Raw genomic sequence first — 21,803 nt, 5'->3', positions numbered from 1 at the left:
GCAGACCCGCCTCGCTCCGGCGACCTACAAGGCGCTCTCTCCGCTGGGCACTGCGCCGGTCATCACCGACGATAACGGCCTCGTCCTCGCAGAGAGCAACGCCGTGATCGACTACATCCTCGATTCGCACCCGGACAGCCCGCTGCGCCCTGCGCCTGGCGATTCCAGCCGGACCGACTACCTGTTCTGGTTCCACGCCGGGGTGGGCAGCCTGATGCCGATGCAGTTCTTCAACGGCCTGCTGACCATGATGAAGGACCGTTCGCCTGCGCTGGTCCGCCCGGTGATCGGAAAGGCGACCGATACGGTCCGCGAAATGCTGGTCGCGCCGCGGCTGAAAACCCTGTTCGACAAGCTGGAGATCGATCTGGCGCGCAACAGGTGGATCGCGGGCGATCACCTGACGGCAGCGGATATCTCCATGTGCTATTCCATCGCGTCCGCCGATGCGCAGGGGCGGCTGAAGGATCGTCCCAACTGCCAGCGGTGGATGGAACAGATGCGCGAGACCCCCTCGTTCCAGCGGGCGATGGAGAAGGATGGACGCGAGACGTTCGTCTTCAGCTTCTAGGCGGGTTCAGCTTCCGGGCGTCTTCGGCTTTCAGGTCCTAGTCCTGGTGGCGGGTGCAGTGAAACGCGCTGCGCCCGCCGACCTTGGTGCGGGTGATCCTGCCGCCGCATTGCGGGCACTCGGCACCTTCGTCCCGGGTATGGATCAGCCAATCCTCCGGCAGCTTGCTGTAGTCCGCCTGCGTATCGACCACCGCGCGAAGGATGTTGCGCATCGCGTCGTACATTTCCCCCAGCTGCTCCTCGTCCAGCTGCGTGCCCTTGCGCTGCGGGTCGATGCCGAGGCGAAACAGGATTTCGTCGGACCACAGGTTGCCGATCCCGGCGAGCTTCTTTTGCTGCATCAGCGCCGATTTGATGGCGCCGCGCGATGTGCCGATCACCTCGACAAAGACATCGCGTGAAATCTCGAACGCGTCCGGGCCGAATTCTATGCGGTCGATCTCGGCTTGCGGGCTGTCGACCACGCGCACCCAGCCAAGCTTGCGCGGGCAGCGGAAGGCCAGTCGCCGCTCTCCTTCGAAGCGGATCACGAATTTTGCGTAGTCGGGTGGGCCGTCATCCGCGTCGAAGGGACGCAGAGAGCCGGTCATGCCCAGATGCACCGCGATCCACGGGCCTGTCCCGGACCCGGCGAAGATCAGTTTTCCGTGGCGGTGGGTTTGGGTGAACTGGTGGCCCACCAGTCGCCCCCGCTCGTTGTCGCCGGGCAGTTCGATGTGATCGGTGTCGTCGCCCGGCTCGGCCGCCTCGATCGTGCGGTTGAGGCAATCGCGTGCGACCCTCAGGCGGTTGGCTTCGGCTTCGGGCAGTTCGGGCATGCGCGCAAAACGGCGACACTGCGAACCCGGTTCCGCGTCAGCCCCAGCGGCCCGTTTCCATCCAGATCAGAAAGCGCTTCAGAGGCAGCAGCCAGATCACGCCGAGGACGAGATAGACGACGGTCTGGAGCAGCACGGGCCATCCCATCACGAGCGAGGGGACGTAGCGCGCGATCACGATGGCGTAGATCGCCAGGCCCAGCAGCAGGCCGAGGATGCCGACAGGAATGCGCCAGTTGGGTTCGTGCCTCATTCCGCGTCCTCTTCATCAAACGGGCCGAACACGCGGGTCGGTGTGACCACGCGGTGAAGCGGCATATCGTGCGCCTCCATCGGCACCCGGTCGACCGCCTGCGTGTCCCACGCCAGCCCGATCCGCAATACCTGCCCGTGGTCCGCCATCCAGCGATCGTAATAGCCGCCGCCCTGGCCCAGACGCCCGCCAGCGGTGTCGAAGGCGAGCAGCGGGACGAACAGCACATCGGGAACAAGGTCCGCCGCATCCGCGCCGGGCTGCATCAGGCCGTGTGGTCCTGCTTCGAGGTCGCTGCCACCCAGCGGGTCCGTATGCTCGGCAAAACGCATCGCGCCGTCTTCCGCAAGCAGGCGGGGCAGGGCGATGCGGTGCCCGTTTTCGAGGAAATACTGGGCGTAGCGCTGGGTCGGAGCCTCATTCGCGCTCGCGTGATAGAGGCCGATAACCGCGCCATCGGCAATATTCTCCAGCACAGGCGCGGGGGGGCGCGAGAAGACCAGCGCGCGCACCGGATCGGGCAGCTGCGCTGCCGTCTGCTTGCGTAGGGCGCGCATTTCGCGCCGCAGGCGGGCCTTGTCGCTCGCGGTCATACAGTCTGTCGCCCCTTGATGATCAGAAAGTGGCGGAACCACCATGGGTCGGTGCCTGGGAAATCCTCTGACGCAAAAGGTCAGGTGGGCGCCGTATACCCCAGTCCCACAGCCGAACTGGTGGACCAGGGCAGGGACAGCTCCCTAGGATAAGCTTATAGCCTCAGGGATGTTCTACGGCTCGTGCCGGGCAGTCCCGCCGTTTCCTATCTAGGCGCTCTGCGGGCGCCCCTCAAGCTTGTCGGCACAGGATTCGAGCAGACCGGCGAACCTTTCGAGTGCGGGCAGCAGATCGTCGTCCATTTCCGCACCATCGCCATCGCCGAAGGGCAGGGACTGCGTGCGCGCGTCCTCCAGCTGGTGCTGAAGTTCCTCGCAGCGCTCTTCCAGCGTGGCGATCCGTTCCGCCTGGGCCTTGTTTTCGGCATCGTTGCGCGCAGCGGCTTCCTCGCGCGCCTGCCGCAGATCGCGCTCCAGCCGGCCGCGTGCATCCGTGGCGGAGGACAGCGCGGCTTCCAGCCGGTCGCGCTCCTGCTCGACATCGGCAAGCCGTTCGCGCAGCTGCCGGGTTTCCGGGTCTTCCCCCGGGGACACGCCCGATTTTTCGAAAACATCGTCCGCCGCGCGCAGGCAGGCGAACAGCAGGTTCTGGGAGAAGCGCGGGGCGAGCGGCTGGAAATACTCGTCGATCGTCGTTGCCAGCGCCCGAACGCGCTCTTCGTCACCCGGTCCGCAGGAGATCGCGAATTCGCGCCCGCCGATCCTGATATCCAGCGTGCTCATGATTCGAGGCTGCCGATCACGTCGTCCAGCCGGTCGAGCTGGGCGCGTACCTTGGTGCGAAGCACCTCGTGGCGCTGTTCGAGTTCGCCGGCCCCGCTATCCTTCGAAGCGGCGGCATCCGCGGCGGCGGCGATGCGCGCCAGCGCCTGTTCGATCCGCTGGATCGTCTGTTCGAGCCTTTGGTCCCTCATCCTGCAAACCTGTAATCGGCAAAAACGCCATCCCCAAGAGCGGGCGCGATTTTTTGGACAGTTTGCGCAATCGGACCGACGAGAGATGCCCCGCCGCCTTGACCTGAACGCCTGCCTTGTCGATGGCAGCGCGATGATCGAATCGCGGCAGGGCCAGGCGGCCCGGATGCCGCACAGGAGTACCCCAGCGCATGAGTCTAGACCCCGCCCGCCTGATCCCGATGGCCAACGCCATCCGGGCCCTGTCGATGGATGCGGTGCAAAAAGCACAGAGCGGCCATCCGGGCATGCCGATGGGCATGGCCGACGTCGCCACGGTGCTGTGGTCCAATTACCTCAAATACGATGCCAGCGCGCCCTCGTGGCCCGACCGCGACCGCTTCGTGCTGAGCGCGGGCCACGGATCGATGCTGATCTATTCGCTGCTGCACCTTTCCGGCTTCGCCCATCCGACGATGGAGGAGATCGAGAATTTCCGCCAGATCGGCAGCCCGACTGCCGGGCACCCGGAAAACTTCCTGCTCCCCGGTGTCGAATGCACCACCGGCCCGCTGGGCCAGGGCCTTGCGATGGCCGTGGGCATGGCGATGGCGGAACGGCACCTCAACAGCCAGTTCGGTGACGATCTGGTGGACCACCGGACCTGGGTGATCGCGGGCGACGGCTGCCTGATGGAAGGCGTCAATCACGAAGCGATCGGCCTTGCCGGGCACCTCAAGCTCAGCCGCCTGGTTGTGTTCTGGGACGATAACCGCATCACCATCGACGGCAGCACCGATCTTTCGACCAGCGAGAACGTGCGCGCCCGGTTCGAGGCGACCGGCTGGTTCGTCAATTCGTGCGACGGGCACGACTATGCCGACATCGCGCGCGCCATCGACGAAGCGCAGGCGCAGGATCGCCCCACGCTGATCGCCTGCCGCACGATGATCGGCCGCGGCGCGCCGAACAAGCAGGGCACCGCTGCCACGCATGGTTCGCCGCTGGGCGCAGCCGAGGTCGAAGCGGCGCGCAAGGAACTGAACTGGCAGGCCGCCCCCTTCGAAATTCCCGATCAGGTGCGAGAGGAATGGCGCTCCGCCGGGTCGCGCGGCTACGAAGCGCGCACCGACTGGTCCACGCGGCTGGGCGACAGCGAGCACAAGGCCGAATTCGAACGGCGCATGGCGGGCGATCTTCCCGAAGGCTTCGATCTGAAGGAATTCGTCGGCGATCTGGTGCGCGAACCGCAAAAGGTGGCGAGCCGCAAGGCGAGCGAGAATGCGCTTGCCGTCATCAATTCGCGCCTGCCCGAAACGGTGGGCGGATCGGCCGACCTGACCGGATCGAACAATACCAAGACCGAAGGCCTCGAAACCTTCACGGCGGACGATGCGAGCGGGCGCTACGTCTATTACGGCATCCGCGAATTCGGCATGGCCTCGGCCATGAACGGCATGGCGCTGCACGGCGGCGTGATCCCCTATGGCGGCACTTTCCTGGTGTTCAGCGATTACTGCCGCCCCGCGATCCGCCTCTCTGCTCTCCAGCAGGCGCGCGTCGTCTATGTGATGACGCATGATTCGATCGGGCTGGGGGAAGACGGCCCGACGCACCAGCCGATCGAACATCTCCAATCGCTTCGGGCAATTCCCAATCTGCTCGTGATGCGGCCCGCCGACGCGGTCGAGACTGCCGAGTGCTGGGAAATCGCGCTGCAGCAGAAAAAGCGCCCCAGCGTCCTCGCGCTCTCGCGCCAGGGGCTGGAACAGTTCCGCACCGAAGAGGCGGAGGAAAACCAGTGTGCACACGGGGCCTACCGGGTGAAGGAAGCGCAGGCGGAACGCCGCGTGATCCTGATCGCGACCGGTTCCGAAGTGCAGCTGGCACTCGCCTGCGCCGAAGCGCTGGAAGGGCGCGATATCGGGGCGGACGTGGTTTCCATGCCCTGCGCCGAACTGTTCGACGAACAGAGCCCCGCCTATCGCGACCGCATCCTGCCCAATGTCGGCCCGGAAGAGATTCTGCGCGTCAGCATCGAAGCCGGCACCAGCTTCGGGTGGGAACGTTACACCATGCTCAACGGCCTGCGCATCGGCATCGACGGCTTCGGCACGTCCGCGCCCGCGCCGGACGCGTTCGAGCATTTCGGATTCACCAGCGAGGCGATCGTCCCGAAGATTCTCGCCAAGCTCGAAGCATAAGTCAGGAGAAAATCGTCATGGCGACCAAGGTTGCAATCAATGGTTTCGGCCGGATCGGGCGGCTCGTCGCGCGCGCGTTGCTGGAACGGAACGATCACGATCTCGAACTGGTGGCGATCAACGATCTTGCCAATGCGGACGCCAACGCGCTGCTGTTCCAGTTCGATTCGACCCACGGCCGCTTCCCCGGTTCGGTCAGCGTCGATGGCAATGCACTGGTGGTCGATGGCAAGAAGATCGCCGTCACCAGCGAGCGTGAGCCGGGCAAGCTGCCGCATGGCGACATGGGCGTGGACATCGTGCTGGAATGCACCGGCTTCTTCCAGTCGGTCGACGCCGCGAAGCCGCATCTCGATGCGGGCGCAAAACGCGTGCTGATCTCGGCCCCGGCCAAGGGCGATCTCAAGACCGTCGTCTACGGCGTGAACCACGAAGTGCTGACGGGCGAGGACCTGATCGTCTCCAACGCCAGCTGCACCACCAACTGCCTGGCACCGGTGGCCAAGGTGCTGCAGGACACCGTGGGCATCGAGCGTGGCTTCATGACCACGATCCACTCCTACACCAACGACCAGCGCATGCTCGACCAGATGCACGGAGACATGCGCCGTGCGCGCGGCGGTGCGCAGAACATGATCCCGACCACCACGGGTGCAGCGCGCGCGGTCGGCCTGGTGCTGCCCGAACTCAACGGCAAGCTGGATGGCTCGTCGGTGCGCGTGCCGACGCCGAACGTGTCGCTGATCGACCTGGTGTTCACGCCGGGCCGCGACACGAGCGCGGAAGAGCTGAACGAGGCGCTCAAGGCGGCGGCAAACGGCGCCATGAAGGGCGTTCTCGACTTTACCGACCAGCCGCTGGTCAGCAGCGATTTCAACCACCAGCCCGCCAGCTCCACGGTCGACAGCCTGGAAACTGCGGTTCTCGAAGGCAAGCTGGCGCGCGTGGTCAGCTGGTACGACAACGAATGGGGCTTCTCCAACCGGATGATCGACACCGCCGGTGTGATGGCGAAGCTGATCTGAGGCGCTCACTACGTTGATGACCGTTCGTCCTGAGCCTGTCGAAGGGCGGACGGTCCCAACCCTTAAACACCGCCGCAATTCGCGGTTCGACAGGCTCACCACGAACGGAACAGCGCTGTGGCGAATTTCAAGACCCTCGACGATCTGCCTGCCGATCTTTCCGGCAAGGTCGCGCTGGTGCGCGTCGATCTCAACCTGCCGATGAAGGATGGCTCCGCCACCGACGTAACGCGTGTGGAAGCGGCGAAGCCGACCATCCTCGAACTGAGTGGGAAGGGCGCGAAAGTGCTGCTGCTGGCCCATTTCGGGCGGCCCAAGGGGCAGCGCAATTCGACCATGAGCACATCCTACGTGCAGGGCGATGTCGAGCGGGTGCTGGACAAGGAAGTGATGTTCGTGCCCGAGATCAGCGGCCCGATCGTCGAACAATCGCTCGGCATCCTGCGTGATGGCGATATCGGCCTGCTGGAGAATACGCGTTTCTGGCCGGGCGAGGAAGGCAACGACCCCGATTTTGCCAGGGCCATCGCCGCGCATGGCGATATCTACGTGAACGACGCGTTCTCCGCCGCACACCGCGCGCATGCCAGCACCGAGGGGCTGGCGCACCTGCTGCCCTCCTACGCCGGACGCTCGATGGAGGCAGAGCTGAAGGCGCTCGACGCGGCGCTCGGCAACCCGGAAACGCCTGTGGCGGCTGTCGTGGGCGGGGCGAAGGTTTCGACCAAGCTGGACGTGCTGGAAAACCTCGTCGGCAAGGTGCAGCACCTCATCATCGGCGGCGGGATGGCCAATACCTTCCTCGCCGCGCGAGGGGCTTCGGTGGGCAAGAGCCTGGCTGAGCACGATCTGGTCGACAAGGCGAACGCTATCATGGACGCGGCGGACCATGCCGGCTGCACCGTGCATCTGCCTTACGACGTGGTTGTGGCCAGGGAATTCGCCGCTAACCCCGCGAGCCTGCGGACTAGCAATGTTCACGAGGTGGCCGAGGACGAGATGATCCTCGATATCGGCGCGCAGGCGACCGAGGCGCTGGCCGACGTTCTCAAGACATGCCGCACGCTGATCTGGAACGGGCCGCTGGGTGCGTTCGAAACGCCGCCCTTCGATCAGGCGACCGTCACCCTCGCGCGCACGGCGGCGGCGCTGACCAAGGAAGGCTCGCTCGTCTCCATCGCGGGCGGCGGCGATACGGTCGCCGCGCTCAATCTGGCGGGTGTCGCGGACGACTTTACCTATGTTTCGACCGCGGGGGGCGCGTTCCTCGAATGGATGGAGGGCAAGCCTCTGCCCGGCGTCGATGCCCTCAAGACAAAGTCGCAGGCCTGATCCCATGAGCGAGAACCAGGGCGTAGGCGAGACGAGCGGCACGGGCCTCGTCGATGTGACCGAGGGCGAATTCGCGGGCTGGCAGGTGTGGCAGTCCGATGCTTTCGAGCAGCGCGCGGGGCCGTTCTACGAAAAGCGGGCCGATGACGGCTCGATGATCGCCGCCTTTCGCGCCGAACAGCGCCACATGAACGGCGCTGGCTTCATGCATGGCGGCTGCCTGATGACCTTCGCCGATTCGGCCATCTTCACCATCGCGCGCGATGCGCTGGGCGACAGCCATGGCGTGACGCTGACGCTGACCGGCGATTTCCTCGATCCGGTGCGCGTCGGCCAGCTGGTCGAGGCGACGGGCGAGGTCGTGCGCGCCGGGGGCAAGACGATCTTCGTCGCCGGGATCGTCAAGGCCGACGGACAGCCGGTGCTGCGCTTCGACGGTATCATCCGCAAGGTGCGCGGGGAGCGCTGAGCCTCAGCCTCAGCTGCGGTGCTGCGGATCGGGGCTGCCGAAACGCATCCCGTCGCTCCACAGCTCCTGCGAATTGCCATAGGCGGGCAGGCCGCCTGCATCCTTCAGCATGCGCGCCATGTGCAGCATGTTCCAGGTGGCGAAGGTGGTGTTCTGGCGGGTGAAGCTGTTGTCGAAGCCGGCGCGGCTGCCATCCTCGCGCTCGTCGCCGTAGCTGGGGCCGGGGCCTGCCTCGCCGATCCAGCCCGCATCGGCCTGCGGCGGGATGGTGTAGCCGACATGGCTCATGGCGTAGAGCACGCCTGCAGCGACATGCTTGATCCCGTCCTCGTTGCCGGTGACGATACAGCCGCCGACCTTGCCGTAGAAGACGTACTGGCCCTTGTCGTTGGTCTGACCCGAATGGGCATAGAGCTTCTCAATCAGGCCCTGCGCGATCGAGCTTTTCTCGCCCAGCCAGATCGGCGTTCCGATGACGAGGATGTCGGCAGCTTTCACGCGCGGCCAGATCTGCGGCCATTCGTCGTGGTCCGCGCCGTGTTCGGTCATGTCGGGATAGACGCCCGGCGCAATATCGTGGTTCACCGCGCGCATCCGGTCCACCGTCACGCCGACCTTCTCGAAGATCGTTGCCACCTGGTCCAGCAGCGTGTCGGTATGGCTCGGCTCGTCGCCGCGCTTCAGCGTACAATTGACGATCATCGCCTTCAGGTCGCTGAAGTCGGTCGTGTTCCCGGCGCAAAGCCGATCCTGCGTTTCGTCCAGCATGCTTACTCCCTTGCGTGTCTTGCGAGTGCGGGCGGCGCTGGCTAAGCCGCCGGGAATCGAACGAACCCAGAGAGGCGAAAGGTCCCATGAACTTCGAACAGATGAAGGCGAAGATCGCCGAAGGTAACGGTTTTATCGCGGCGCTGGACCAGTCGGGCGGCTCCACGCCCAAGGCTCTGGCAGGCTACGGCGTCGGCGAAGACGAATATTCCGGCGAGGACGAGATGTTCGCCAAGATCCACGAGATGCGCTGCCGCATCGTGGAAAGCCCCGCCTTTACCGGCGACAAGGTGGTTGGCGCGATCCTGTTCGAAAAGACCATGGAAGGCTGCAACCCCGAAGGCATGCCGATCCCCGAGCGGCTGGCAGGCAAGGGCATCGTTCCCTTCCTGAAGGTGGACAAGGGCATGCACGACGAAGCCAATGGCGTGCAGCTGATGAAGGACATGCCGCAGCTTGCCGAGCAGTGCGCCCGCGCCAAGGAACTGGGCGTGTTCGGCACCAAGATGCGCTCGGTGGTCCATGAGGCGAACCAGCAGGGCATCGCCGACGCCGTCCGCCAGCAGATGGATTTCGGCCTGCAGATCCTCAGCCACGGGCTGGTGCCGATCCTCGAACCCGAAGTGAGCCTCAAGTCAGAAACACGCGGCGAGGCGGAGGCGCATCTGCTGGCCGCGTTCCAGGAACAGCTGGAGCGGGTGCCCGAAGGCCAGCAGGTGATGCTGAAGCTGACCATCCCGAGCGAGCCGAACCTCTACCTGCCGCTGGTCGAGCATCCCAAGGTGCTGCGCGTCGTCGCGCTGTCGGGCGGCTATGGCCGGGACGAGGCGTGCCGCGAACTGGCGAAGAACACCGGCATGATTGCCAGCTTCAGCCGCGCGCTGCTGGAAGAGCTGCGCGCGCACATGGACGACGAGAAGTTCAACAATGCGCTGGAAAGCGCGATCGACGAAATCCACGCCGCCAGCGTTGCGGGCTGAGATCAGTCCGGGCTGAAGCGGAAGCGGTATTGCGCAGAGGTGATGCGGGGATCGACCCGCATCGCCGGCTGCACCTCGACCAGCGTCACGCGCACATCACGCACCGAATGCGGCTCGCCCAGCACAAGCGGCTGCGTCTGCCGCCAGCCCGGCCCGTCGATCCGCGTTTCCACCACCACGCGCCCGGCGTGGACGCACTGCACGTTCTGCGGGCAGCGGCTGTCCTCGGTCACGCGCATCGGCGTCACCACCACGCGGCCCAGTTGCACGGGCCGAAGCAGGCCAACCAGCGATCCCTGCTGCGCAACCTCGTGCTGGGAATCGACGATCGGCGAATTGGGCACGATGGCGCAGGCCGATAGCGGCAGGATGGCGGCGAGGAGCAGGGCGTGTTTCATGGCGTTTGCAGTAGCGCCTTTCCGGCTTGCTTGCGCCTGAATATCGACGAACTGCCCAACCATCGCTAGGCCACACCACCATGTCCGATACCAATGGCGCGATCCCGCGCGTTCCCACCCAGCTTTACCTCATCTCCCCGCTCGACGTAGGCGGCGATTTCCCGGCCCGGCTCGCCCGCGCGATCGATGCGGGGGAGGGGCATGTCACCGCGTTCCAGTTTCGGGTGAAGGGCTTCGACCAGCACGAGGCGGCTGCCCTGGCAGAGCCTTTGCGCGATATCTGTGCCGAGCGTGACGTCGCCTTCATCGTCAACGACGATATTGCGCTGGCCAAGCGGCTGAAGGCGGATGGCGTGCATCTGGGGCAGGACGACGGCACCGTGGCGGAAGCGCGCGACGCGCTGGGCATGCAGGCGCAGATCGGCGTGACCTGCCACGCATCGCGCCACTTCGCGATGGAAGCGGGCGAGGCGGGGGCAGATTACGTCGCCTTCGGCGCGTTCTTCCCCAGCACCACGAAGGACAAGAGCGATGCCGAGCGTCCGGCGCCCGAGATCATCGAATGGTGGACGCAGATATTCGAGCTTCCCTGCGTCGCCATCGGCGGGATCAGCCCTGAAAACTGCGGGCCCCTGATCGAGGCCGGGGCAGACTTTCTCGCGGTTTCCGGAGCGGTGTGGAACGGGGACGAGACGGCAGCCGTTCAGGCCTTCGTAAAGGTGCTTGAGGGGCAATAGGATGTTTGAGGCGCTGAAATCTGCTAAACGCAAGGCCATGGGCGCCGTAGACCGCATCCTGACGATCATCGTGACCGCCACCATCACCTCGATGGTGTGGATCGTTGCGGGCGGAAGCCTGATCGAAATGTCCGACTCCGACAGCCAGATCGAGAAGACTCGCCCGGGCGAGGCGGCTTCCTCCGCAAACCCGCCGCTGACCCGGGAAACGGTTGCCGCCGAGGACGAGGGTGAGGAAACCCGTCCGCAGGCCTCGCTCGCGGAGCGGGAGCGCAACGTGATCTCTCCCGACCGTGCCAGCGCGACGCGGCCCCGCTCAAGCGATCTGGGGCAGCTGGTGATCCCGGTGCTGAACGTGCGGCCCGACGACCTGTCCGACAGTTTCCTTGCCGAGCGTGACGGCGGCGCGCGTCTGCACGAGGCGATCGACATCATGGCCCCCAAGGGAACCAGCGTCATCGCGGCGGCTCCGGGCACGATAGAGCGCATCTACCAGTCCGAAACAGGCGGCAATTCGCTCTACATCCGCTCGACCGACAAGCAGACGATCTTCTATTACGCCCACCTGGACAAGTATGCGCCGGGCCTGAAGGAAGGCCAGAAGGTTCGCCGCGGCCAGCGTCTGGGTGCGGTGGGCACGACCGGCAATGCCGCGCCCGATGCGCCGCATCTCCATTTTTCCATCATGCGCACGACCAAGGACGCGCAGTGGTGGGAGCCGACCAACGCGATCAATCCCTATCCCTACCTCGCCAAAGAGGCGGAGTGACGGGCCTCCGGCGCGCCTTTCAGCCTAGTTGACGGGCCCTGCCAGAACACACCGCATCCGGCCAAGCGTGCCGTCGGCGGCCTTTTCACGCAGCATTCGCTGGCCCGTGCGCTCCATCATCCTGCCCTTCAGCGGGCCGGCGGTGAAGATCACTTCGCTGCCGCGCAGCAGATAGATGCCGCGTTCGCCCTTGGCTTCGTAGCTCGACCCGTTGAGAATCGTGAAATCGCGCTGGGGAACGGGCTCCCAGGCGGGGCCGCTCGCATCGCCGGGCAGGGCGCATTCGTACTGCCCGATGGGCAGCGTATCGATGCGGCCCGACTGCGGCATGTTCGCCTGGGCGCTCAGCGCGGCGGCAGGCAGCGCGATCGCGGCCGTGAGGGCCATTGCCCTGAACGGTTTTGCGAGGCGGGAAGGGTTCATTTCGAATCTGCTGTTCATGATGGTCCTTATAGCGCACCTTACCTTGCTTGAGCATGAGCGCTCGGCTAAGGCCCGCGCCTTGCTGCGTCGGCTGGCTTGTGTCGCCCGTGCAGCCATTATTTCGCTCAGAGCCAAGGTTATACCCCCATGAAGATCAGCGGCGTCGATATCCGCCCCGGCAATATCATCGAATATGAAGGCGGCATCTGGAAGGTCGCCAAGATCCAGCACACCCAGCCGGGCAAGGGCGGGGCCTACATGCAGGTTGAGATGAAGAACCTGCAGGATGGCCGCAAGACCAACGTGCGTTTCCGCAGCGCCGACACGGTCGAGAAAGTCCGGCTGGACACGAAGGACTACCAGTTCCTGTACGAGGATGGCGAACATCTGGTGTTCATGGATTCCGACACCTTCGAACAGATCTTCCTGCCCAGCGACCTGCTCGGCGATGCGCGCCCCTTCCTGCAGGACGGGATGACGGTGACGCTGGAACTGTGGGAAGAAAAGCCGATTTCCGTGCAGCTGCCCGAACAGATCGAGGCGGAAATCGTCGAAGCCGACGCGGTGGTGAAGGGGCAGACCGCCTCTTCCAGCTACAAGCCCGCCGTGCTCGACAATGGCGTGCGGATCATGGTTCCCCCGCACATCGAAAGCGGCACGCGCATCATCGTCGATGTGTACGAACAATCCTATGTCGGGAAGGCTGGCTGACCCGTCATGGCAGCGATTTCAGGCCTCATTCGCGTGATGGAACGCGCCGCACGCCGCGCTGGTGGCAAGCTGCGGCGCGATTTCGGCGAGATCGAGCACTTGCAGGTCAGCCGCAAGGGCCCGGCGGATTTCGTCAGCAAGGCGGACATGCGCGCGGAGCGATCGATCTACGACGATCTGCTTCAGGCCCGCCCGGGCTGGGGCTTCCTGCTGGAAGAAGCGGGCGAGATCAAAGGCGAGGATGAAAGCCACCGCTGGGTGGTCGATCCGCTCGACGGGACGAGCAACTTCCTGCACGGCATCCCGCATTTCGCCATTTCCATCGCCGCGCAGGAGCGCAAGCTGGACGGTTCGGGCTGGGGCGATGTCATCGCGGGCGTGGTCTACCAGCCGGTCACCGACGAGACGTTCTGGGCCGAGAAGACGCGCGGCGCCTGGCTGCAGGATGCGCGCCTGCGCGTATCCTCGCGCTCTCGCCTGAGCGATGCGCTGATTGCGACGGGCATGCCCTTTCAGGGGCACGGCGACTTTGCCGAGTGGAGCCGGATCTATGGTGCGCTCGGCCCCGAAGTCGCGGGCATCCGCCGGTTCGGCGCGGCTTCGCTGGACCTTGCGTGGCTCGCCGCCGGTCGCTTCGATGGCTTCTGGGAAAGCGACCTGCAGCCGTGGGATACGGCGGCCGGGTGCCTGCTGGTGCGCGAGGCGGGTGGTTTCGTGACCGATTATCGCGGTCGCAGCCAGCCGGTCCTTCACGAGCAGGTCCTGGCGGGCAACGACGCGTTGCATTCCAAGATGCACAAGGTGGTCGCCGCCTCGCTTCGCTGAGTGGGTGGGGTAAAATAAGTCTCTAACATAGCAAGATAATCTTAACGCCCGTCTGGTCTAACAGACGGTCGGAGAGAGACTTGCTATGAAAGATCTCGATAAGAAGACCTTCCTGAGCCGGTCCGCCCGGGTCGAGGCGCTGAGCATTTTCGGCTTTTTTAGCCTTCTTTTGGCGGTATCCATCGCGGTCGAGGGCTTCGAATACATCGTCCACTTCTCCGCGACGCACGAGTCCTGGGAACTCGACGAAATCCTCACGGTGATGATGATCATGCCGTTCGCTTTCGCGATCTACGCGGTCCGGCGGCTGATCGAATTGCGGCGCGAGTTCCGGCGCCGGGTCGCGGCCGAGAAGGAGGCGAGCGCGCTTGCCTTTCACGACCCGCTAACGGGCCTTCCCAACCGCCGGAAGGCCTACGAAGCGATCAAGACAGCCATCGCGAAGGCCGATGCCGAGCCCTTCGCGCTGGCGATGATCGACCTCGACCGGTTCAAGGCCATCAACGACCTGTACGGCCACGTGGCCGGTGACGAAGTGCTGCTGGCAGCGGCCGAGAACCTGTGTTCGCACGTGCGCAAGGGCGATCTCGTGGCGCGGCTGGGCGGAGACGAATTCGTGGTTCTGCTGGCCGGCTTTTCCTCCAGCGAATCTCTCGTGGTGAGAGTTGAAGAGCTTGTCGAAGCCTTCGGCAAGCCCGTCGATCTGCCCTCCGCGAAAGCGAGTGCCACGGTGGGCGCAAGCGTCGGCATCACGCTGGTGGACCGGCCGGGCCTGGCGACCGACCGCATCATCACGCAGGCGGATGCGGCGATGTATCGCGCCAAGTCCTCTCCCAACCAGACGTTCTGCTTCTTCGAAAAGGGGATGGACGAGGCCGTCGCCCGGCGGGCGCGCACCGAACGCAAGCTGCGCGAGGCGATCGACGCGGACGAGATCGAACCCTATTTCCAGCCGCTGATCGAACTGTCGACGGGCAGGGTGCTGGGTTACGAGGCACTCGCCCGGTGGGAAGGTCGCGACGGCCGGGTAAAGCAGCCGGACGAATTCATCGCCATTGCCGAGGAGTCCGGCATGATCGGCGAACTCTATTTCCGCCTGCTCGCCAAGGCGGCAAAAGAGGCGACCACGTGGGAGGGGGATTGCGTCCTGTCGATCAACCTCTCCCCGTTGCAATTCTCCGATCCGTGGCTGGTCGAGCGTACCCTGCAGACGCTCCAGCAGGCAGGCTTGCCGCCCGCACGGCTCGAAATCGAGATCACCGAGAGCGCGCTCGTCTCCGAGGTCGAAACCGCGAGAGCGATCATCTCCAGCTTCAAGAACCAGGGGATCCTTGTTTCGCTGGACGACTTCGGGACCGGATATTCCTCCCTGCGCCATCTCAGCGAGTTCGCGTTCGACAAGCTGAAGATCGACCGGTCGTTCATCACCAACATCGACACCAACGAGAACAGCCAGACCATTGTTCGCGCGGTCACCTCCATGGCGCATCATCTGGGATTGAAGGTGACGGTCGAGGGGGTCGAGACCGAGGCGAACGCGCAAAGCGTGCGCGACTATGGCTGCGATTTCGCGCAGGGCTTCCTGTACGGCAGGCCCGAGCCTGCGCGATCGGTCGATTGCGAGGAATCGCAGGCGAAGTCCGACGTGGGCGAGGCCGCGTGATCGCCAGCCTCCTGGCGTGTCTTCCTGTAGCAATACTGGACCCAAGCGCCGCGGCATCCAGGCCCGCCCTGAGCTGGGCCCGGAGGTCCGAAACAAAGGGCGCGATGGCGCTTTGGCGTTGATGCGATCCGCCCGCTCGGCTAATGGCCACGGCCTTCGCCTAGGCTTTGCCCCTGTGGTGGAATTGGTAGACGCGCTCGACTCAAAATCGAGTTCCTTACGGAGTGCCCGTTCGAGTCGGGCCAGGGGCACCACATTTTTCGCGTGAAATCGAAGCCTTGGCAGTCAAGGATGATTGCCTAGCAGCGGGTCTCGCGGCTATCGCGGGCGAAAGCGATGCTCGAAGCCCCCTCCTTTCACGCGGTCGCCGCCATGATCGTGACCGTCGCGATGTTTCTCGGCTTTGCGCGCAGCAAGCTGTCGACCGAGATCGTGTCGCTGATGACCATCGCGGTGATCGCGGTGTTTCTCTATTTCTTCCCGCTGCCCGACACGCAGCCGACCGACGGCCTGGCGCTCGCCTTCTCGGGCTTCGGACACTACGCGCTCATCACGATCTGCGCGCTGATGATCATGGGGCGGGGCCTTGTGGTGAGCGGCGCGCTGGAGCCTGCCGCGCGGGCGCTGGAGCAGCTGTTCAAATGGAACCTCCAGATCGGCCTGCTGGTGTCGCTGGTGGCCGCGATGTTCCTGTCCATGGCGGTGAACGACACGCCGGTGCTGGTGCTGCTGTTGCCGATCTTCGTCAGCCTGGCCGCGCGCGGTGCGCTGCCAGCCTCCAAGACGCTGATCCCGCTGAACGCCGCAGTGCTGATCGGCGGCATGGCGACGACGATCGGTACTTCGACCAATATTCTGGTCGTATCCATCGCCAGCGATCTGGGCCTGCCCGAAATGGGCGTGTTCCATTATACGCCGATCGTCCTGTTCGCGGCCGCCATCGCCCTGCCGTACCTGTGGCTGGTGATGCCGCGCCTGCTGAAGGACAACCGGCAGGAAGACACGCGCCCGCGCCGCCGTTTCCAGGCGCGCCTGCGGGTGAGCGAGGACGGGCCGCTGACGGGCGAACTGCTGTCGGACATTCTGCCGCGCCTATCCGGCGATGTCGTCGTCCACGATCCGCCGACCGCGGAACTCCAGCCCCAGCAGCGCCTGCTGATTTCGGGCACGCAGGAAGGGATCGAGGATGCGATGCGCACTCTGCGCGGAGAGGCCGCGCCCGACTGGGTGCTGTCGCGCATCAGACGGCAGGCGGGTGCCCGCAACGAGGACGTCATCGTGGTGGAAATGGCGGTCACCGCGGATTCGCGTCTGATCGGGCGAACGCTGCCCAGCTCGGGCATCGCCGATCTCTACGGGGTGGCGGTGCTGGGCGTGCATCGCCCGGATCGCTGGGCCGGTGGCCAGAACGAACTGACCGACTATGCCGAAGGTGACCTGCGCTTTGCCGAAGGCGATGTGCTGATGGTGACCGGCCTGCGGGCCGAACTGGAAGAATTCGCGCGCGGCGACAGCCTGCTGATGCTGGAAGGCATGCGCGAACTGCCGCGCCGGTCCAAGGCATTGCTCAGCGCGGTCATCATGGGCGGCGCGATCTTCACCGCCTCGATCGGCCTGTTTCCCATCGCGATTTCGGCGCTGGCCGGTGCGATCCTCATGTTCCTGACCGGCTGCGTGAAGTTCGACCGGGTGGGGCGCGCGCTGTCCGCCAAGGTCATCGTGCTGGTGGCGGCGAGCATCGCGGTGGGCTCCATCATCGAGGCAAGCGGGGCAGCCGCCTGGCTGGGGGTGACGCTTTCCATCGGCCTGTCCAACCTGTCGCCTGCACTCGTGCTCGCCGCGATCATGCTGTTCGTGACGGTGCTGACGAACTTCGCGTCCAACGCCACCGCAGCGACCGTGGGTACGCCCATCGCCTTCAGCATCGCGACCGAACTGGGCCTGCCGCCGGAGCCGCTGGTGCTGGCCGTGCTGTTCGGCTGCAACCTGTGTTACGCGACGCCCATCGCCTATCAGACCAACATGCTGATCATGGGCGAGGGCAGCTACGAGTTTTCGGACTATATCCGCACAGGCGTTCCGCTCGTCGTCATCATGGTGACGACCCTCTCCATCCTGCTGGCGCTGACCTACCGGCTGTAGCATTTCCTACCCGCTGCAAATCTGCAATGCATGGGATATGACATGCCGTGTAGCCTCTGGGTCATCGACTGGATCGATTGAACGGCGGCGAAAGATCGGATGGAATTTGGTGCCTGGACACTGTGTCAGGTGTGTCAGGCCGGGCGAAAGACTTGGGGGGAATCGGGAATGGGTAAGCAGGTTCGGGTAACGAAGGCAGCATTTGCAGCGGTAACGGGGGCGCTGCTGTGTTCGACGGCGGCTCTTGCGCAGGACGATGGTCTGCGGGCGGCTGTCTCCGAAGATATGCCGGAGCTCATGGAGCTCTATCGCGATCTCCACGCCAATCCCGAACTCAGCTTCGAAGAGCATGAAACCGCCGCCAGGCTGGCTGCACGCATGCGCGCGCTTGGCTTCGATGTGACCGAAGGCGTCGGCCGTACCGGCGTGGTCGCGGTAATGGAAAACGGCGCAGGGCCGACCGTGCTGATCCGTGCGGACATGGACGCGCTGCCGGTGGTCGAACAGACCGGTCTGCCCTTCGCCTCCACCGTCACGGCCACGCCCGCGACGGGCGTGGAAACCGGCGTCATGCATGCCTGCGGCCATGATACGCACATGACCGCCTGGATCGGCGCGGCGCAGCAGCTGGTCGATCGAAAAGACGACTGGAGCGGGACGCTGGTGATGATCCTGCAACCGGCGGAAGAGCTGGGCGAGGGTGCACTGGCCATGTTGGAAGACGGTCTGTTCGAACGCTTCCCCAAGCCCGACTACGCGCTAGCATTCCACGATGCCGCGCAGTTTCCTGCGGGCATGATCGGCTATTCGCCCGGCTACGCGCTGGCGAATGTGGACAGTGTGGACGTCACCGTGCGCGGGATCGGCGGACATGGCGCCTATCCGCAGACGACCAAGGACCCGGTGGTGCTCGCCAGCGCCATCGTGATGAAGCTGCAGACGCTGGTCAGCCGCGAACTCTCTCCCCTGGAGCCCGGAGTGGTGACGGTGGGCAGTTTTCGCGCAGGGTCCAAGCACAACATCATCTCGGACGAGGCGAAGCTGCAACTGACCGTCCGCAGCTACACCGACGAAGCGCGCAAGCTGCTGCTCGACGGGATCGCCCGCATAGCCCGCGGCGAAGCGATCGCGGCGGGTATGCCGGAAGACAAGCTGCCGGTCGTCACGGTTGCCGAGCCCTATACGCCGTCGACCTTCAACGATCCCGAATTTACCGAAGGCGTCATGGCGGGCTTCCGCCAGCGGTTCGGCGATGATCGCGTGATGCAGGTGCCCAGCGTGATGGGGGGCGAGGATTTCGGCCAGTTCCGCCGCGCGGACCCGGACGGTGTCGAATCGCTGATCTTCTGGATCGGTGGCGTGCCTGAGGAGCAGTGGCAGGCGGTGCAGGCCGGGGAAGGTTCCCTGCCATCGCTCCACAGCCCGTTCTGGGCGCCCGACGCCGAAGCGGTGATCGCTACGGGTGCCGAGGCGCTCGCCGGGGCGGCGCTCCGCCTGATGCCCGCCAGCGGCGGCTGACGGCTAGAGCCCGTAGCGTTCCTCGATCGAGACGAAGCGGTCCTTCTCGGGATCGTAGGCGTCCACCTTGCCCGTTGCGATGTCGTAGACCCAGCCGTGCAGGGATACTTCGCCCTGTGCCAGCCGCAGCGCGACCGTGGGGTGAGTCCGCAGGTGCTGCAGCTGCAGGATCACGTTCTGCTCCAGCAGCATGCGCATCTTCTCGGTATCGCTCTTGCCTTCGCCCAGCGCGTCGACGATGTCGACCGCGGCGCGGCTGAAGCCCAGCCATTCGCGCACGTGGGGCAGGGTGTCGAGCGAACTGCGATCCCGGTGCAGATCCATCGCGCCCTTCATCGCACCGCATTCGGTATGCCCGCATACGACGATGTTCGGCACGCGCAGCGCGGCGCTGGCGAACTCGATGCTGGCGGTCATGCCGCCGGTCTGGTTGGTATGCGGAGGGACGATGTTGCCGGCATTGCGGCAGATGAACAGCTCGCCGGGATCGGTCTGGGTCATCATTCCGGTCTCGACCCGTGAGTCGGAGCAGGTGATGAACAGTGCTTCGGGCGACTGGCCCTCGCTCAATTTTTCGAAGAGGGCCTTCTTGCCAGGGAAAACTTCGTTCTGGAACTTCAACACGCCGCGGGCGAAACGGGGCAAGGGCAGTCTCCTGAATTGATGGGATACGCGCTCTAGATCAGGGCGCGACAAACGCAAGCGGGCGCACGGGGGTTTTTGCCCTCGTGCGCCCGCAAGCCTGGCGTCAGGATGTCACTCCGCGTCGGGAACGTAGGTGCCCAGGCGGTGGTGCAGCGCGTTGATCTTGGCCAGCTCCTCGCGGTCTTCGGTGGTGCGCGCGTGGCTTGCCAGCGCTGCGCGCAGCAGGCGGAAGTCGGCAGTCGAAAGCAGCGCGCGGGCGCGGCCCGGTTCTTTGGGGGTTTCGTCGGTCATAAGTGCATCCGCTCCATCGGAAAAATCAGGTGTCCCGGGGTCGTCGGACAGCAATGCCGACCCGACGCCCCGGTGACAAGCCCGCCTCTCGAGCTCTCAAGCGATTTGGTGAGGACTACGCGGCGAACTGGTTCATCGTGTTGTCCTTGCCGCCTGCCTTCAGCGCAGCTTCCCCGGCGAAATACTCCTTGTGATCGTCCCCGATGTCGGAGCCGGCCATGTTCTGGTGCTTCACGCAGGCGATCTGCTGGCGGATTTCCTCGCGCTGGACGTTCTTCACGTAGCCCAGCATCGCTTCCTCGCCGAAGTAGCGCTTGGAGAGGTTGTCCGTGCTCAGCGCCGCGGTGTGGTAGGTCGGCAGCGTGATGAGGTGGTGGAAGATACCCGCACGCTTCGCCGCGTCGGCCTGGAAGCTCTGGATCTTCGCGTCCGCTTCCTGCGCGAGTTCGGTGTCGTCATAGTCGACACTCATCAGCTTCGCGCGATCGTACGCGCTCACATCCTTGCCACTTTCTTCCCACGCATCAAACACTTGCTGGCGGAAGTTGAGCGTCCAGTTGAAGCTGGGCGAGTTGTTATAGACCAGCTTGGCATCGGGCACCGTCTCCCGGATCTTGTCGACCATGCCCGCGATCTGCTCGACATGCGGCTTCTCGGTCTCGATCCACAGCAGGTCCGCGCCGTTCTGGAGCGAGGTGATGCAGTCGAGCACGACGCGGTCGACGCCGGTCCCGGGCCGGAACTGGTACAGGTTGGACGGCAGGCGCTTGGGCGCCATCAGCTGCCCGTCGCGGCTGATGAAGACCTGGCCGTTCTTCACCTGAGCCGGATCGACCGGCTCTGCATCCAGGAACGCGTTATACTGGTCGCCAAGGTCGCCCGGCTCGGTCGAGTAGGCGATCTGCTTGGTCAGGCCTGCGCCCAGGCTGTCGGTGCGGGCGACGATGATGCCGTCTTCCACGCCCAGTTCGAGAAAGGCGTAGCGGATCGCGCGGATCTTCTGGAGGAAGTCTTCGTGCGGAACGGTGACCTTGCCGTCCTGGTGGCCGCACTGCTTTTCGTCCGACACCTGGTTCTCGATCTGCAGCGCGCAGGCGCCCGCCTCGATCATCTGCTTGGCGAGCAGGTAGGTCGCCTCGGCATTGCCGAAGCCCGCGTCGATATCCGCGATGATCGGAACCACGTGGGTTTCGTAGTTATCGATCGCGTTTTCCAGCCGCTTGGCTTCGGTGTCGTTGCCCGCCTCGCGCGCCGCATCGAGATCGCGGAACATGCCGCCCAGTTCGCGGGCGTCGGCCTGCTTGAGGAAGGTGTATATCTCCTCGATCAGCCCGGGGACGGCCGTCTTCTCGTGCATGGACTGGTCGGGCAGGGGGCCGAAGTCGCTGCGCAGTGCGGCGACCATCCAGCCGGACAGGTAGAGGTAGCGACGCTTGGTGCTGCCGAAATGCTTCTTGATCGCGATCATCTGCTGCTGGCCGATGAAACCGTGCCACGCGCCCAGCGACTGCGTGTAGTTTGCGGGATCGGCATCATAGGCGGCCATATCCTCGCGCATGATCTTCGCGGTATACTTCGCAATGTCGAGCCCGGTGCGGAAGCGGTTCTGCATCTGCATGCGGGCGGCGGATTCGGCATCGATGGCGGTCCAGGTCTTGCCGCCCTTTTCGATCTGACCCTGCAGGTCCTTGATATTCTGCTGATAGCTCATTG

General features: G+C 64.9%; 24 protein-coding genes, 1 tRNA gene and 1 other RNA gene. 14 read left to right on the top strand and 12 right to left on the bottom strand.

What is annotated here, in order from left to right:
- Positions 1-571, top strand: a 571-nt coding sequence (locus ADAD_RS0111400) for a glutathione S-transferase family protein (protein ID WP_010413832.1), incomplete at its 5' end; no start/stop codon positions are given.
- 37 nt (positions 572-608) lie between these two features.
- Here the strand turns inward: ADAD_RS0111400 and ADAD_RS0111395 are convergent.
- The 6 genes from ADAD_RS0111395 to ADAD_RS0111375 form a co-directional block, all read right to left on the bottom strand.
- Complete coding sequence (locus ADAD_RS0111395) at positions 609-1,391, bottom strand: DNA-formamidopyrimidine glycosylase family protein (protein ID WP_010413831.1); 783 nt, start codon at positions 1,389-1,391, stop codon at positions 609-611.
- Positions 1,392-1,428: 37 nt separating this feature from the next.
- Positions 1,429-1,644 carry a DUF2842 domain-containing protein gene (locus ADAD_RS0111390; protein WP_010413830.1) on the bottom strand — a complete coding sequence of 72 codons (216 nt, stop codon included), beginning with the start codon at positions 1,642-1,644 and terminating at the stop codon, positions 1,429-1,431.
- Complete coding sequence (locus ADAD_RS0111385) at positions 1,641-2,237, bottom strand: 5-formyltetrahydrofolate cyclo-ligase (protein ID WP_010413829.1); 597 nt, start codon at positions 2,235-2,237, stop codon at positions 1,641-1,643. The genes ADAD_RS0111390 and ADAD_RS0111385 overlap by 4 nt, the downstream gene beginning before the upstream one ends.
- 31 nt (positions 2,238-2,268) lie before the next feature.
- A non-coding RNA gene (gene ssrS, locus ADAD_RS17360) (6S RNA) lies at positions 2,269-2,437 on the bottom strand.
- Between the two features lie 10 nt (positions 2,438-2,447).
- On the bottom strand, positions 2,448-3,020 hold the full coding sequence (gene zapA / locus ADAD_RS0111380; protein WP_010413828.1) for a cell division protein ZapA: 573 nt from the start codon (positions 3,018-3,020) through the stop codon (positions 2,448-2,450).
- The gene (locus ADAD_RS0111375; RefSeq protein WP_010413827.1) at positions 3,017-3,211 is read right to left on the bottom strand and encodes a hypothetical protein; all 195 of its coding nucleotides are present in this window, start codon (positions 3,209-3,211) and stop codon (positions 3,017-3,019) included. The genes zapA and ADAD_RS0111375 overlap by 4 nt, the downstream gene beginning before the upstream one ends.
- A gap of 191 nt (positions 3,212-3,402) precedes the next feature.
- On the opposite strand from ADAD_RS0111375, the gene tkt reads away from it, so the two are divergent.
- The 4 genes from tkt to ADAD_RS0111355 all read left to right on the top strand — a co-directional run bounded on the left by tkt (position 3,403) and on the right by ADAD_RS0111355 (position 8,220).
- A complete protein-coding gene (gene tkt / locus ADAD_RS0111370; protein ID WP_029140085.1) occupies positions 3,403-5,394 on the top strand; it encodes a transketolase in 1,992 nt (663 codons plus the stop codon).
- 17 nt (positions 5,395-5,411) lie between these two features.
- Positions 5,412-6,419, top strand: coding sequence for a type I glyceraldehyde-3-phosphate dehydrogenase (gene gap / locus ADAD_RS0111365; RefSeq protein ID WP_010413825.1), 1,008 nt, complete (start codon positions 5,412-5,414; stop codon positions 6,417-6,419).
- A 117-nt stretch (positions 6,420-6,536) separates the two neighbouring features.
- Positions 6,537-7,751, top strand: coding sequence for a phosphoglycerate kinase (locus ADAD_RS0111360; protein ID WP_010413824.1), 1,215 nt, complete (start codon positions 6,537-6,539; stop codon positions 7,749-7,751).
- 4 nt (positions 7,752-7,755) lie between these two features.
- Complete coding sequence (locus tag ADAD_RS0111355) at positions 7,756-8,220, top strand: PaaI family thioesterase (RefSeq protein WP_010413823.1); 465 nt, start codon at positions 7,756-7,758, stop codon at positions 8,218-8,220.
- Positions 8,221-8,229: 9 nt separating this feature from the next.
- On the opposite strand, the gene ADAD_RS0111350 is transcribed toward ADAD_RS0111355, so the two are convergent.
- Positions 8,230-8,988: a flavodoxin family protein gene (locus ADAD_RS0111350; protein ID WP_010413822.1), complete on the bottom strand. Its 759-nt coding sequence runs from the start codon at positions 8,986-8,988 to the stop codon at positions 8,230-8,232.
- Positions 8,989-9,074: 86 nt separating this feature from the next.
- On the opposite strand from ADAD_RS0111350, the gene ADAD_RS0111345 reads away from it, so the two are divergent.
- Positions 9,075-9,968 carry a fructose bisphosphate aldolase gene (locus ADAD_RS0111345; RefSeq protein ID WP_010413821.1) on the top strand — a complete coding sequence of 298 codons (894 nt, stop codon included), beginning with the start codon at positions 9,075-9,077 and terminating at the stop codon, positions 9,966-9,968.
- Between the two features lie 2 nt (positions 9,969-9,970).
- Here ADAD_RS0111345 and ADAD_RS0111340 read toward each other — a convergent pair whose 3' ends face one another.
- The gene (locus ADAD_RS0111340; RefSeq protein WP_033193344.1) at positions 9,971-10,366 is read right to left on the bottom strand and encodes a hypothetical protein; all 396 of its coding nucleotides are present in this window, start codon (positions 10,364-10,366) and stop codon (positions 9,971-9,973) included.
- A gap of 80 nt (positions 10,367-10,446) precedes the next feature.
- On the opposite strand from ADAD_RS0111340, the gene thiE reads away from it, so the two are divergent.
- A complete protein-coding gene (gene thiE / locus ADAD_RS0111335) occupies positions 10,447-11,103 on the top strand; it encodes a thiamine phosphate synthase (RefSeq protein ID WP_010413819.1) in 657 nt (218 codons plus the stop codon).
- Between the two features lie 37 nt (positions 11,104-11,140).
- Positions 11,141-11,872 carry a M23 family metallopeptidase gene (locus tag ADAD_RS0111330; protein WP_010413818.1) on the top strand — a complete coding sequence of 244 codons (732 nt, stop codon included), beginning with the start codon at positions 11,141-11,143 and terminating at the stop codon, positions 11,870-11,872.
- Between the two features lie 24 nt (positions 11,873-11,896).
- Here ADAD_RS0111330 and ADAD_RS0111325 read toward each other — a convergent pair whose 3' ends face one another.
- Positions 11,897-12,259, bottom strand: coding sequence for a hypothetical protein (locus ADAD_RS0111325; RefSeq protein ID WP_010413816.1), 363 nt, complete (start codon positions 12,257-12,259; stop codon positions 11,897-11,899).
- Positions 12,260-12,442: 183 nt separating this feature from the next.
- On the opposite strand from ADAD_RS0111325, the gene efp reads away from it, so the two are divergent.
- The 6 genes from efp to ADAD_RS0111295 all read left to right on the top strand — a co-directional run bounded on the left by efp (position 12,443) and on the right by ADAD_RS0111295 (position 19,154).
- Complete coding sequence (gene efp / locus ADAD_RS0111320; protein ID WP_010413814.1) at positions 12,443-13,006, top strand: elongation factor P; 564 nt, start codon at positions 12,443-12,445, stop codon at positions 13,004-13,006.
- 6 nt (positions 13,007-13,012) lie between these two features.
- Positions 13,013-13,831, top strand: a complete 819-nt coding sequence (locus ADAD_RS0111315; protein ID WP_029140084.1) for an inositol monophosphatase family protein — start codon at positions 13,013-13,015, stop codon at positions 13,829-13,831.
- Between the two features lie 85 nt (positions 13,832-13,916).
- Positions 13,917-15,494 (top strand): putative bifunctional diguanylate cyclase/phosphodiesterase, encoded by a 1,578-nt coding sequence (locus ADAD_RS15890; protein WP_010413810.1) that lies wholly within the window; start codon positions 13,917-13,919, stop codon positions 15,492-15,494.
- A gap of 169 nt (positions 15,495-15,663) precedes the next feature.
- Positions 15,664-15,748 (top strand) — tRNA-Leu (locus ADAD_RS0111305).
- 82 nt (positions 15,749-15,830) lie between these two features.
- Positions 15,831-17,636 carry an SLC13 family permease gene (locus ADAD_RS0111300; protein WP_010413809.1) on the top strand — a complete coding sequence of 602 codons (1,806 nt, stop codon included), beginning with the start codon at positions 15,831-15,833 and terminating at the stop codon, positions 17,634-17,636.
- A 168-nt stretch (positions 17,637-17,804) separates the two neighbouring features.
- Positions 17,805-19,154 carry an amidohydrolase gene (locus ADAD_RS0111295; protein WP_010413807.1) on the top strand — a complete coding sequence of 450 codons (1,350 nt, stop codon included), beginning with the start codon at positions 17,805-17,807 and terminating at the stop codon, positions 19,152-19,154.
- Between the two features lie 3 nt (positions 19,155-19,157).
- On the opposite strand, the gene ADAD_RS0111290 is transcribed toward ADAD_RS0111295, so the two are convergent.
- The 3 genes from ADAD_RS0111290 to ADAD_RS0111280 all read right to left on the bottom strand — a co-directional run bounded on the left by ADAD_RS0111290 (position 19,158) and on the right by ADAD_RS0111280 (position 21,801).
- Positions 19,158-19,799 (bottom strand): carbonic anhydrase, encoded by a 642-nt coding sequence (locus ADAD_RS0111290; RefSeq protein WP_010413805.1) that lies wholly within the window; start codon positions 19,797-19,799, stop codon positions 19,158-19,160.
- A 111-nt stretch (positions 19,800-19,910) separates the two neighbouring features.
- Positions 19,911-20,090 carry a hypothetical protein gene (locus ADAD_RS0111285; RefSeq protein WP_010237780.1) on the bottom strand — a complete coding sequence of 60 codons (180 nt, stop codon included), beginning with the start codon at positions 20,088-20,090 and terminating at the stop codon, positions 19,911-19,913.
- A gap of 115 nt (positions 20,091-20,205) precedes the next feature.
- Entirely contained in the window at positions 20,206-21,801 is a 1,596-nt protein-coding gene (locus tag ADAD_RS0111280) for an isocitrate lyase (protein ID WP_010413803.1), read from the bottom strand.
- Positions 21,802-21,803: the final 2 nt, after the last annotated feature.

Origin of the sequence: Citromicrobium sp. JLT1363 (genome assembly GCF_000186705.1) — a bacterium.
GTDB lineage: Bacteria > Pseudomonadota > Alphaproteobacteria > Sphingomonadales > Sphingomonadaceae > Alteriqipengyuania.
Note: the sequence above shows the minus strand (reverse complement) of the source record. Positions and strands in the feature narration are given on the sequence as shown.

What these genes read in the sequence shown, in the direction of transcription:
- ADAD_RS0111345 (WP_010413821.1), top strand. Translation starts at nt 9,075, where the DNA reads ATGAACTTCGAACAGATGAAGGCGAAGATCGCCGAAGGTAACGGTTTT.
- ADAD_RS0111390 (WP_010413830.1), bottom strand. Translation starts at nt 1,644, where the DNA reads ATGAGGCACGAACCCAACTGGCGCATTCCTGTCGGCATCCTCGGCCTG.
- ADAD_RS0111325 (WP_010413816.1), bottom strand. Translation starts at nt 12,259, where the DNA reads ATGGCCCTCACGGCCGCGATCGCGCTGCCTGCCGCCGCGCTGAGCGCC.
- thiE (WP_010413819.1), top strand. Translation starts at nt 10,447, where the DNA reads ATGTCCGATACCAATGGCGCGATCCCGCGCGTTCCCACCCAGCTTTAC.
- gap (WP_010413825.1), top strand. Translation starts at nt 5,412, where the DNA reads ATGGCGACCAAGGTTGCAATCAATGGTTTCGGCCGGATCGGGCGGCTC.
- ADAD_RS0111280 (WP_010413803.1), bottom strand. Translation starts at nt 21,801, where the DNA reads ATGAGCTATCAGCAGAATATCAAGGACCTGCAGGGTCAGATCGAAAAG.
- ADAD_RS0111285 (WP_010237780.1), bottom strand. Translation starts at nt 20,090, where the DNA reads ATGACCGACGAAACCCCCAAAGAACCGGGCCGCGCCCGCGCGCTGCTT.
- ADAD_RS0111340 (WP_033193344.1), bottom strand. Translation starts at nt 10,366, where the DNA reads ATGAAACACGCCCTGCTCCTCGCCGCCATCCTGCCGCTATCGGCCTGC.
- ADAD_RS0111375 (WP_010413827.1), bottom strand. Translation starts at nt 3,211, where the DNA reads ATGAGGGACCAAAGGCTCGAACAGACGATCCAGCGGATCGAACAGGCG.
- ADAD_RS15890 (WP_010413810.1), top strand. Translation starts at nt 13,917, where the DNA reads ATGAAAGATCTCGATAAGAAGACCTTCCTGAGCCGGTCCGCCCGGGTC.
- ADAD_RS0111355 (WP_010413823.1), top strand. Translation starts at nt 7,756, where the DNA reads ATGAGCGAGAACCAGGGCGTAGGCGAGACGAGCGGCACGGGCCTCGTC.
- tkt (WP_029140085.1), top strand. Translation starts at nt 3,403, where the DNA reads ATGAGTCTAGACCCCGCCCGCCTGATCCCGATGGCCAACGCCATCCGG.
- ADAD_RS0111350 (WP_010413822.1), bottom strand. Translation starts at nt 8,988, where the DNA reads ATGCTGGACGAAACGCAGGATCGGCTTTGCGCCGGGAACACGACCGAC.
- ADAD_RS0111395 (WP_010413831.1), bottom strand. Translation starts at nt 1,391, where the DNA reads ATGCCCGAACTGCCCGAAGCCGAAGCCAACCGCCTGAGGGTCGCACGC.
- ADAD_RS0111385 (WP_010413829.1), bottom strand. Translation starts at nt 2,237, where the DNA reads ATGACCGCGAGCGACAAGGCCCGCCTGCGGCGCGAAATGCGCGCCCTA.
- ADAD_RS0111295 (WP_010413807.1), top strand. Translation starts at nt 17,805, where the DNA reads ATGGGTAAGCAGGTTCGGGTAACGAAGGCAGCATTTGCAGCGGTAACG.
- zapA (WP_010413828.1), bottom strand. Translation starts at nt 3,020, where the DNA reads ATGAGCACGCTGGATATCAGGATCGGCGGGCGCGAATTCGCGATCTCC.
- ADAD_RS0111315 (WP_029140084.1), top strand. Translation starts at nt 13,013, where the DNA reads ATGGCAGCGATTTCAGGCCTCATTCGCGTGATGGAACGCGCCGCACGC.
- efp (WP_010413814.1), top strand. Translation starts at nt 12,443, where the DNA reads ATGAAGATCAGCGGCGTCGATATCCGCCCCGGCAATATCATCGAATAT.
- ADAD_RS0111300 (WP_010413809.1), top strand. Translation starts at nt 15,831, where the DNA reads ATGCTCGAAGCCCCCTCCTTTCACGCGGTCGCCGCCATGATCGTGACC.
- ADAD_RS0111330 (WP_010413818.1), top strand. Translation starts at nt 11,141, where the DNA reads ATGGGCGCCGTAGACCGCATCCTGACGATCATCGTGACCGCCACCATC.